The sequence below is a fragment of the Streptomyces sp. NPDC054840 genome (assembly GCF_053611065.1).
In genome coordinates this window covers 1-8,828 of record NZ_JBSGZP010000281.1, presented here as the reverse complement: position 1 = coordinate 8,828, position 8,828 = coordinate 1, and the positions used below count along the sequence as shown (strand labels likewise).

At 75.0% G+C, this 8,828-nt stretch carries 8 protein-coding genes and 2 pseudogenes; 1 reads left to right on the top strand and 9 read right to left on the bottom strand.

Going from position 1 to position 8,828, the window contains the following annotated elements; genetic code table 11:
• The 7 genes and pseudogenes from ACWGIU_RS20510 to ACWGIU_RS20480 form a co-directional block, all read right to left on the bottom strand.
• A pseudogene (locus ACWGIU_RS20510) lies at positions 1-501 on the bottom strand (molybdopterin-binding oxidoreductase); the annotation flags it as partial.
• A 69-nt stretch (positions 502-570) separates the two neighbouring features.
• Positions 571-1,230 (bottom strand): alpha/beta hydrolase, encoded by a 660-nt coding sequence (locus ACWGIU_RS20505; protein WP_453707771.1) that lies wholly within the window; start codon positions 1,228-1,230, stop codon positions 571-573.
• Positions 1,227-2,042 (bottom strand): DUF1295 domain-containing protein, encoded by an 816-nt coding sequence (locus ACWGIU_RS20500; RefSeq protein ID WP_453707769.1) that lies wholly within the window; start codon positions 2,040-2,042, stop codon positions 1,227-1,229. The genes ACWGIU_RS20505 and ACWGIU_RS20500 overlap by 4 nt, the downstream gene beginning before the upstream one ends.
• A complete protein-coding gene (locus tag ACWGIU_RS20495) occupies positions 2,039-3,337 on the bottom strand; it encodes a class I SAM-dependent methyltransferase (protein WP_453707767.1) in 1,299 nt (432 codons plus the stop codon). Before ACWGIU_RS20495 ends, ACWGIU_RS20500 begins: the two co-directional genes overlap by 4 nt.
• The gene (locus tag ACWGIU_RS20490) at positions 3,334-4,098 is read right to left on the bottom strand and encodes a DUF1365 domain-containing protein (protein ID WP_453707765.1); all 765 of its coding nucleotides are present in this window, start codon (positions 4,096-4,098) and stop codon (positions 3,334-3,336) included. Before ACWGIU_RS20490 ends, ACWGIU_RS20495 begins: the two co-directional genes overlap by 4 nt.
• Positions 4,095-5,351: an NAD(P)/FAD-dependent oxidoreductase gene (locus tag ACWGIU_RS20485; protein WP_453707763.1), complete on the bottom strand. Its 1,257-nt coding sequence runs from the start codon at positions 5,349-5,351 to the stop codon at positions 4,095-4,097. Before ACWGIU_RS20485 ends, ACWGIU_RS20490 begins: the two co-directional genes overlap by 4 nt.
• A 200-nt stretch (positions 5,352-5,551) precedes the next feature.
• A pseudogene (locus ACWGIU_RS20480) lies at positions 5,552-6,130 on the bottom strand (sigma-70 family RNA polymerase sigma factor); the annotation flags it as partial.
• Positions 6,131-6,230: 100 nt separating this feature from the next.
• Between ACWGIU_RS20480 and ACWGIU_RS20475 the strand changes: the two are divergent.
• The gene (locus tag ACWGIU_RS20475) at positions 6,231-7,325 is read left to right on the top strand and encodes a MerR family transcriptional regulator (RefSeq protein WP_453707761.1); all 1,095 of its coding nucleotides are present in this window, start codon (positions 6,231-6,233) and stop codon (positions 7,323-7,325) included.
• Here the strand turns inward: ACWGIU_RS20475 and ACWGIU_RS20470 are convergent.
• Together ACWGIU_RS20470 and ACWGIU_RS20465 are read right to left on the bottom strand one after the other, a co-directional pair.
• A complete protein-coding gene (locus ACWGIU_RS20470; protein WP_453707759.1) occupies positions 7,313-8,251 on the bottom strand; it encodes an alpha/beta fold hydrolase in 939 nt (312 codons plus the stop codon). The genes ACWGIU_RS20475 and ACWGIU_RS20470 overlap by 13 nt on opposite strands.
• A gap of 45 nt (positions 8,252-8,296) precedes the next feature.
• Positions 8,297-8,828 (bottom strand): FAD-binding domain-containing protein (locus tag ACWGIU_RS20465; protein WP_453707757.1); only part of this gene is annotated, 532 nt, incomplete at its 5' end.

Genomic DNA, 8,828 nt, shown 5'->3' with positions numbered 1-8,828 from the left:
GCCCGTACCGGGGCCCGTGGCTGCGGCATACCGCTCGGTCGGGGGCCGGGCGGCCACGAGCGGGCCGGTCAGCGCGTACAGCGCGGCGGCGCCCGCGAGGCCGCCGGCCAGGGACGGCAGGGCGTCGGTGAACCCGTCGGAGTCCGGCCGGTTCATCGCGGCCACGGCTCCCACCAGGCCGAAGAGGAACACACCGGCCGCCGCGGTGCGCCGCCTGCGCAGGGCGAGCAGGCCCAGGGCCGTCGCCAGGAGGGCAGTCACCGCGAGGATCCCGAGCAGCAGCACCAGCTTGTCGTCGGCCCCGAAGGTGCGGATCGCCCAGTCCTTGACCGCGGCCGGTGTGCGGTCGATGGCCGCTCCCCCGATGACGGTGACCGGACCCGCCTCGGGCCGGATCCCGGCCGCGAACAGGTCCGCCGACGCCAGTGCCGCGTAGCCGGACACCAGGCCGGCCAGGGACGCCGCCGCTCCCCGCTCGATGACTGCCTTGTCGATGCTCACGCCGGTGACTTCGCAGCGCGGCCGCCGCCGGATTGGTCCCTCACCCTTCCGGGGGACGCGTCCGGGGGCTCAGTCCCGAGTGACCAGGCCGGTGACGAGCGCGGCGGTGCGCCGGTGCCAGGCGCCCGCGCCGCGGAGCATCGCGTGGCCGCCCGTGGACATCGGGATGGCGGTGGCGTCGGCGCCCGCGAGCCGGGAGCGGCGGACGAACTCCCAGGACCCGGCCGCCGCGGTGACCCGGTCCTCCTCGTCGTGCAGCAGGTAGATCCGGCGGCCCGCGAGGTGGTCCACCGGTTCGCCCGGCGGACACCAGGGGGCGAGGGCCACCACTCCGTGGACCAGGGGTGCGCCCGCCACCCGCAGCGCCGCCCTGCCACCCATCGAGTGGCCGACCAGGACCACCGGTACGTCTCCGGCGAGCGCCCGCAGCCGCGCGAGGGCCGCCTCCGCGTCCCGGGCGGCGTCGCAGCGGGAGCCGTTCCAGCCGCGGTGCCGGTAGCGCACCTCCGCCACCAGGACGTCGCGTCCGCGCGTCGCCCGGACGACGGCGGCCGCGAAGGGCCGCATCCGCAGCGCGGGCAGGTTGACCAGGGGCGGCGGCTCCGGCCCCTCCTCGCGTCCTCCGTGCAGCAGCAGGACCGCGGCCGCCGGTGTGGCGGGGGACGTACGGAGCACGAGGGCGCGGCCTTCGCCCGTGGACTCGGTTTCCCGCTCCGTCCTGGCCGTCACCCCGCCTCCCGGCGTATGCGGCGCGGCGGGCGCGGGAAGAACCCGCTGGTGCGGGCCGCGTAGGCGGCGTACCCGGGCCGGTCCGCCATGTGCGCCTCCAACAGTCTCTTGCCGCTGCCCCAGATCAGCAGCGCGCTCATCACCAGCGGTGACACCAGCGTGAGTGCCGCAGTCTGCCAGGTCCCGCAGGCCAGCAGGTAGAGGCCCCACCAGACGAGGAAGTCACCGAAGTAGTTGGGGTGCCGAGTCCAGCTCCACAGGCCCCTGTCCATGATCGCGCCCCGGTGTTCGGGGCGTTCCCTGAAGCGGGCGAGCTGGAGGTCCCCGACCGCCTCGAAGAGCAGTCCCGTCGCCCACAGCAGCAGGCCGGCGGCGGCGAGCGGCCCGAGCGGAACGGGCACGTACGACGCGGCCTGCACGGGCAGCGAGACGAGCCAGACCAGGGCACCCTGGAGCAGGTAGACCTTGCGCAGGGCGTAGAGCCGGGTGCTGCCCGGCGCCCGGGCGAGCATGCGGGCGTAGCGCGGGTCCTCGCCGTGGCCCCGGCCGCGCCCGGCGATGTGCAGGGCCAGGCGCAGTCCCCATACGACGGTCGCGGCGGCGACCGCGAGACGCCGGCCGTCGTCGCCGTACCCGGCCGACAGCAGCCAGCTGGTGAGCGCCACCGCGGCGAAGGCGACCCCCCAGGCGATGTCGACGATCCGGTGCAGGCCCTTGACGGTGGCGACGGCGAAAGTGGCCAGCATGACGGTGAACGCGGCGCCGGCCGCGGCGGCCAGGTTGAGGGACAGCGCACCCCAGTCCAGGGTCATCGGGGCTCCATCGGCCCGTGGTGGTCGGCGGTGAGCAGCAGTTGGCGTACGTCCAGGTAGCGCGAGCGGAATCCGGCCTCCGAGTAGGCGAGGTAGAGCTCCCACATGCGGTGGAAGGTGCGGTCGAAGCCGAGGGCGGCGACGGAGCCGGCCTGCCGGTCGAACTCCTCGCGCCACAGCCGCAGCGTCTCCGCGTAGTGATCCCCGAAGCCGTCGTCCGCCACGGTGTCCAGTCCGGCCGCCGCGCTCGCGCGGGCGATCGCCTCGCGGGAGGGGATGAGCCCGCCGGGGAAGATGTACTTGCTGATCCAGGTGTGCGTACGGGCGGTGAGCAGCATGCGCTCGTGCTGCATGGTGATGGCTTGCAGGGCGACGCGGCCGCCGGGGGCGAGGAGCCGGCGCAGGGTGGCGAAGTAGGTGGCCCAGTATTCGGCGCCGACCGCTTCGATCATCTCCACGCTGACGACGGCGTCGAAGGAGCCCTCGACGTGGCGGTAGTCGCGCAGTTCGACCGTGACCCGGTCGCCGAGGCCGGCCGCGGCGATGCGCTCCCGGGCCCGGTCGCGCTGCTCGGCGGAGAGCGTCACGGTCAGTACCTCGGCGCCCCGGAAGGCGGCCCGGATCGCCAGCTCGCCCCAGCCGGTGCCGATCTCCAGTACCCGGGTGCCCGGTCCGACGTCCGCGAGGTCGAGGAGCCGGTCGATCTTGCGGTGCTGGGCGGCCGTGAAGGTGGTGGGCTGGGCGGGGAAGGCGGCGAAGACCGCCGAGGAGTAGCTCATGCTCCGGTCGAGGAACAGGGTGAACAGTTCGTTGGACAGGTCGTAGTGGCGGTGGATGTTCTCCCGCGCCCCCTCGGGGGTGTTGCGCTGCCGCTCCGGGCGCCGGCGTACCCAGGCTTCGCGCAGCCCGCGCAGCGGCGCCGGCACCAGGTCGTCGACGTGGGTGGCGAGCACGGTGAGGGCGCCGACCAGGTCGTCGCTGTCCCATTCCCCGGCCATGTACGACTCGCCGAAGCCGATCAGGCCGTCCGCGCCGATCCGGCGGTGGAAGGCCGCGGCGTCGTGGAGAGTGAGGGTGGGCAGCGCTCCGGCCTGCCGGGGAACACCGTAGGCGGACGGCTCCCGGGCCCCGTGCCGGACCCTCAGCGGAAGCCGGGCGAGGGCCCGGCCGATGATCCGCTCCGCGACGGCGGTACGCAGGGTCGAGGCGCGGGGCGGCCGGGCCACGTCGGGCCAGCGCGCCGGGTCGACGGGTGCGAGCGCGCTCTCGTGGGCCGGGATGTACGAGACGGTCACAGGGTGCCTTCCTGCGGGGGACGGACGGGACGGGGGCGGACCGGGAGGCCGCGGAGGAAGAGGCGGATGCCGTGGAAGCGGATGCCGGCGGAGACCCGGGCGGTGGACCACGGGTGGCGCAGGGCGGCCCCCAGCAGGGTGCGGACGCCGGCCGGGCGGTGGCGGCCCCGTACGGTGGCGGTGAAGGGGCAGGTCCCGTCGCCGTGGCGCAGTTGGACGGTCAGGTCGAGGTGGTCGCCGGGGACGGGCAGCCGCATCCGGTAGAAGCCCTCGACCGCGAAGAACGGCGAGACGTAGAAGTCCTTGGGGACGTCGGCCAGTCCGTCGGCGCCGGGGCGCAGCACGTAGCAGTGGCGCTCGCCGTAGGTGTTGTGGACCTCGGCGACGACGCAGACCGGGGTGCCGGCGCGGTCGTGGCACCAGTAGAGGGTGAGCGGGTTGAAGACGTGGCCGAGGACCCGGGCGTGGGCGAGCATCAGGACGCGGCCGTCGGCGTCCGCCACGCCGTGGGCGGCGAGCTCGGCCCGCAGGCCCGCCCGCAGGGTGGTGGCCTCGCCGCCGAAGTGGTCGCGGGCGTCGAACCGGGCCAGCGGGCGCAGCGCCCGGGGTATGCGGGGTGGGTCGTCGATGTCGATGAGCCACACGTAGGTGCGCTGCCGGAAGGCGTGGCGGACGGGGGTGGTGCGGGAGTGGGCCACCGTGCAGTCGTAGAGGGCCGGTACGCGGGGCGGGGCGGCCCGCCCGGCGGAGGTGCCGTTCACCACCGCACCCCCAGGGCCTCGGCGGCGGCCACGCCGGAGCGGCAGCCGTCCTCGTGGAAGCCCCAGCCGTGGTAGGCGCCGGCGAAGGCGGTCACGGACGTGTTCAGCCGGGGCAGTTCCTGCTGCGCCGCGACGGACCCGGGGGTGTAGACGGGGTGTTCGTACACCATGCGGGCGATCACGTCGAAGGGGTCGACCCGGCCGCGGGCGTTGAGGGTGACGATGTGCGGCTCGGCGGTCGGCAGTTGCTGGAGCCGGTTCATGTCGTAGCTGACCTGGACGCTCTCGGGCCGCGCGGAGCAGGAGGGGAGCCAGTAGTTCCACGAGGCGCGCGCGTGCGGGGAGCGGGGCAGCAGTGAGGTGTCGCGGTGCAGCACGGTGGGGTTGCGGGAGTAGGTGAACGCGCCGAGGATCCGGACCTCGTCCTCGGTCGGATCGGCCAGCAGGCGCAGCGCCTGGTCGGGGTGGACGGCGACGACCACGGCGGCGTACGGGGTCGAGTCGCCGTCCGGGGTGAGCACGCGCGCGTGGTCGGCGGCGCGCACGACGGCCCGGACGGGGGTCGAGGTGCGGACGGAGCTGAGGTGCTTGGCGGCCTTGGCCACGTAGTCGGCCGAACCGCCCGTGACGGTACGCCACTGCGGGGATCCCTTGACGGACAGCAGTCCGTGGTGGGCCAGGAAGCGGAAGAGGTACCGGGCGGGGTACCGGAGGGCGGTGTCCGGCGCACAGGACCAGACGGCCGCGACGAGCGGGATGGCGAAGTGGCCGACGAAGTAGCGGGAGAAGCCGTTCCGGTCGAGGAACTCCCCCAGGGTCTGCCCGCCGTCGGGGGAGGCGAGGAGCTGCCGGGCGGCGCGGTGGAAGCGCGGTACCTCGGCGAGCATGCGCAGGTGGCGGCCGCGCAGCAGGTTGCCTCCGCCGAGCAGTCCGGCCGCGCCCCGGGCGCCCGCGTACTCCAGTCCGCAGCCGTCGCACCGTACGGACATGCTCATCTCTGATTCCTGCGTGGTGACCCCGAGTTCACGGAACAGCCGCAGCAGGTGCGGGTAGGTGCGCTCGTTGTGCACGATGAAACCGCTGTCCACGTGGACCGTTCCCGCGTCCTCGGTGGTCAGTTCATGGGTGTGGGCGTGGCCGCCGAGGCGGTCGTCCGCCTCGTACAGCACCACGTCGTACGTGCGTTGCAGGATGTGTGCGGCCGTCAGCCCCGCCACGCCCCCGCCCACCACAGCGACTCTCCGCCGGTCCACGTCGCTCAACCCCTCGCGCTCGCCTGCCCCGCACGGCCGGTGCCGGCCGTTTCACGGGTACTTCGGTGCCGGTCGGTCCGCGGATGGGAATCTTGTTCCGACGGGCGCCGGGGGCCGGCCGGAACCGCCGCCCCACCGCCGCCACCGCCGCCACCGCCGCCACTGGTGCCGCTGCCGCCGCTGCCGCGCGCCTCGCCACCGAGGCAGTGGCGCATCCGGTGCAGCCCCCGCCGGGCGTGGCTCTTGACGGTGCCCAGCGGCAGTCCGGTGCGCTCGGCGATCTGCGCCTGGGTGAGGTCCGCGTAGAAGGCCATGGCCAGTACCTCCCGCTGCGCGCGGGGAAGTTTCGCCAGTTCGCCGGTGAGGAGCAGCCGGTCCAGGACGGTCTCCTGCCCCGCCACCGGCTCGCCCGTGGGCGGCAGGCCGGCGTCGGCCGCGGCGACCAGGTGGAGCCGCCGGGTACGGGCCGTGAGGGCATCGGCGATCTTCCGCCGGGTGATGCCCACCAGCCAGGCGGGGAACGGCCCGCGCTCCGGCCGGTAGTTGGCGCGGCCCTGCCAGGCGGCCAGGAAGACCTGCTGGCCGACGTCCTCGGCCTCCCTGGAATCGCCGAGGCTGCGGGCCGCCAGGGCGAGGACGAGCCCGCCCCAGCGGCGGTACGCGGCGCTCAGGCACCGCTCGTCACCGCGTACGAAACCCTCGGCGAGCTCGTGGTCGAGGAGCTGCTCCAGGGCGGCGGCCGCGGGGGACATACGGGGGGTGACGCTCTGTGCGGTCATGGCGGCTGCTCCTCGGGGCCGGAAACCGGTTCGCCGTCAAGGTTCCGACCCGCCGCGCATCGATTCCACTCGCGTCGGTTGTGCGTCGCATGATGGATCCATGAACGAGCCCGCACAGCCCACCCGGCCCGGCGAGCCCTCCCGGACCTCCGAGCCCTCCCGGACCTCCGAGCCCTCCGAGACCGGCGAGAGCGCCGGGCCCGCGCACGGAGTCACCACCGGCGCGGTGGCACGCCGGCTCGGGGTCGCCCCTACGACGCTGCGCTCCTGGGACCGGCGGTACGGCATCGGACCCGCCGCCCGCGAGGACGGCAGGCACCGGCGGTGGACCCCCGGTGACATCGCCCTCCTGCAGGAGATGTGCCGCCTGACCGCGTCGGGGGTACCGCCCGCGGAGGCCGCGCGCGCCGCCCGGGCCGGGCCGGTGTCCGCCGCGCCCGCAGCCGCCTCCCCCGCACCGGCCCGTCAGCCGGGATCGGGCAACGGCCTGCCGCTCGGCGACGTGCGGCAGGAGTGCCGGGGGCTGGGCCGGGCCGCCGTCCGCCTCGATTCACCGACCATGGACGAGATGCTCGGCTCCCTGATCGGCGAGTACGGCCTCGTCACCACCTGGGAGGAGGTGATGGCGCCGACCCTGCACGCCGTGGGACGCAAGTGGGAGACCTCGGGCGACCAGTACGTCGAGGTCGAACACCTGCTCTCCTGGCACGTCTCGACAGCGCTGCGCCGTGTGAGCATCGGGGCGTTGTCCGGGCCCCGGGCGAGCGCTCCCCCGATCCTGCTGGCGTGCGTACCGGGCGAGCAGCACACCCTCCCGCTGGAGGCCCTGGCCGCCGGTCTCGCCGAACTGGGCCTGCCCGCCCGGATGTTCGGTGCAGCGGTGCCGCCGGAGGCGCTCGTCCAGGCCGTGCGCCGGACGGGACCTGCCGCGGTCGTGCTGTGGGCCCAGGCCCGCTCCACCGCGCACCATGCCCTGGCCCGGCATGTCACCGACACCGCCTGGGGCGTCAAGGGCGCCCTGGCCCGGACCACGGTCCTCCTGGCGGGCCCGGGCTGGGCCGGGCCGGCCCCCGCCCCGGGCATGCTGCGCCCCGGCGGGCTGCGGGAGGCCCTGGGCGTGCTGCGCGGCCTGTGCGAAGTGGCAGCGACCGCTCCGGGAGGAGAAGGGAGCGGCGGACCCCCTCAACGCTCCTGACCGGCGCGGACCTGCTCGACCACGTCGCGGATCGCCCGTGCGACGAGTCGCGGCCGCTCGACGGCGATCCCGTGGCCGCTTCCGGTGTCGGTGACATGCCGGGCCCGCAGGTCCTCGGCCAGGCGTCGCTGGGCGGCCAGCCAGGCCGGCCAGGTCGATCCGCCTCCGATCGCGAGGTCCCACGGTCGGTCGGAGGTGAGTACGACGGCGGGCAGGCCGCGCCGCGGGGCCGGCGCTTCGCGCAGTTCGCGTACGGCAGCGGGGTAGTCGGGTGTTTCGAGGCCCTTCCCGGGGTCCATGGCCCGGATCTTGTCCATCCACGTCGCCCACTGGGCCGGTGTCAGGGTGTCCTTCAGGAACGGCGAGGCGCCGTCGAGGGTCACCAGCCCCGCGGTCCGCGCCGGTTCGGTCCGTGCGTACAGCGAAGCGATCATCGCTCCCCAGGAGGCGCCGACCAGTACGTACGGCGGGTGCTCACCGGCCGCGGCGAGCACCGCCCGCAGGTCCCTGACGCCCGCCGCCGCCGTGGTGGGCTGGGTGACCGGCGTCGAGGGGTTCGGCGTGCCGTCCAGCCGGGTCGTGCCGGGGCGGTCGTAGGCGCACACCCGGGTGAACCGGGCGACGTCCGTGAGCACCGCCGACGGATCGGGCTTTGGAACGGCTTCCGGCCGCGCGGCGTCCGCGATGTGGGTCCACTCGTCCGACGCACCCCCGGCCCCGGACACGAGCACGACCGTGGGGGATCCGGATCCGCGGCAGTCCAGCAGCACCCGGCGGCCGCCGCCGATGTCCACCGTGCGGGCCGGGTCGGCCCCGCCGTCCGCGGCCGCCACGGGTGCGGCCCCCGCGCACAGCGCGAGCGAGACGGCGAGGGTGACAGCGGCGGCGGACACGTGACGGGCCCGGGCCAGGCACCTTCCGAACACCCGTCCAGTCTGGCACTCGGCGGCGATCACCGACAGCCGGTGGGATCACGGACCGTCCTTACCCCGGGCCCGCCGGAAGCGGGCCAGCCCCTCGGAGAGGCCGACCAGGGGGTCCGGGTAGTCGTAGCGCGCCCGATCCAGGCCGGCCAGCTGCCACGGCTCGTGCACCGAAGGGCCCGGCAGCCCGGCGAGTTCCGGGACCCAGCGCCGTACGTACGCGCCGTCGGGGTCGTAGCGCTTGCCCTGGATCACCGGGTTGAGCACGCGGTTGGGACGGCTGTCGGTACCGGTACCGGCCACCCACTGCCAGTTGAGCTGGTTGTTGGCCACGTCGCCGTCGACCAGCAGGTCGAGGAAGTGACGGGCTCCTGCGCGCCAGTCGATGTAGAGCGTCTTGGTCAGGAAGGACGCGGCGAGCAGCCGGCCGCGGCCCGGCATCCAGCCCTCGTGGGCGAGTTGCCGCATGGCCGCGTCGACCACGGGGTAGCCGGTGCGGCCCTCCTTCCAAGCCCGCAGGTCGGCCTCGGCCGCCTTGCCCCGCCGCCAGCGGTCGGCCCGCGTGCGGTAGTCCCGGGCG

What these genes read in the sequence shown, in the direction of transcription:
- ACWGIU_RS20500 (WP_453707769.1), bottom strand. Translation starts at nt 2,042, where the DNA reads ATGACCCTGGACTGGGGTGCGCTGTCCCTCAACCTGGCCGCCGCGGCC.
- ACWGIU_RS20475 (WP_453707761.1), top strand. Translation starts at nt 6,231, where the DNA reads ATGAACGAGCCCGCACAGCCCACCCGGCCCGGCGAGCCCTCCCGGACC.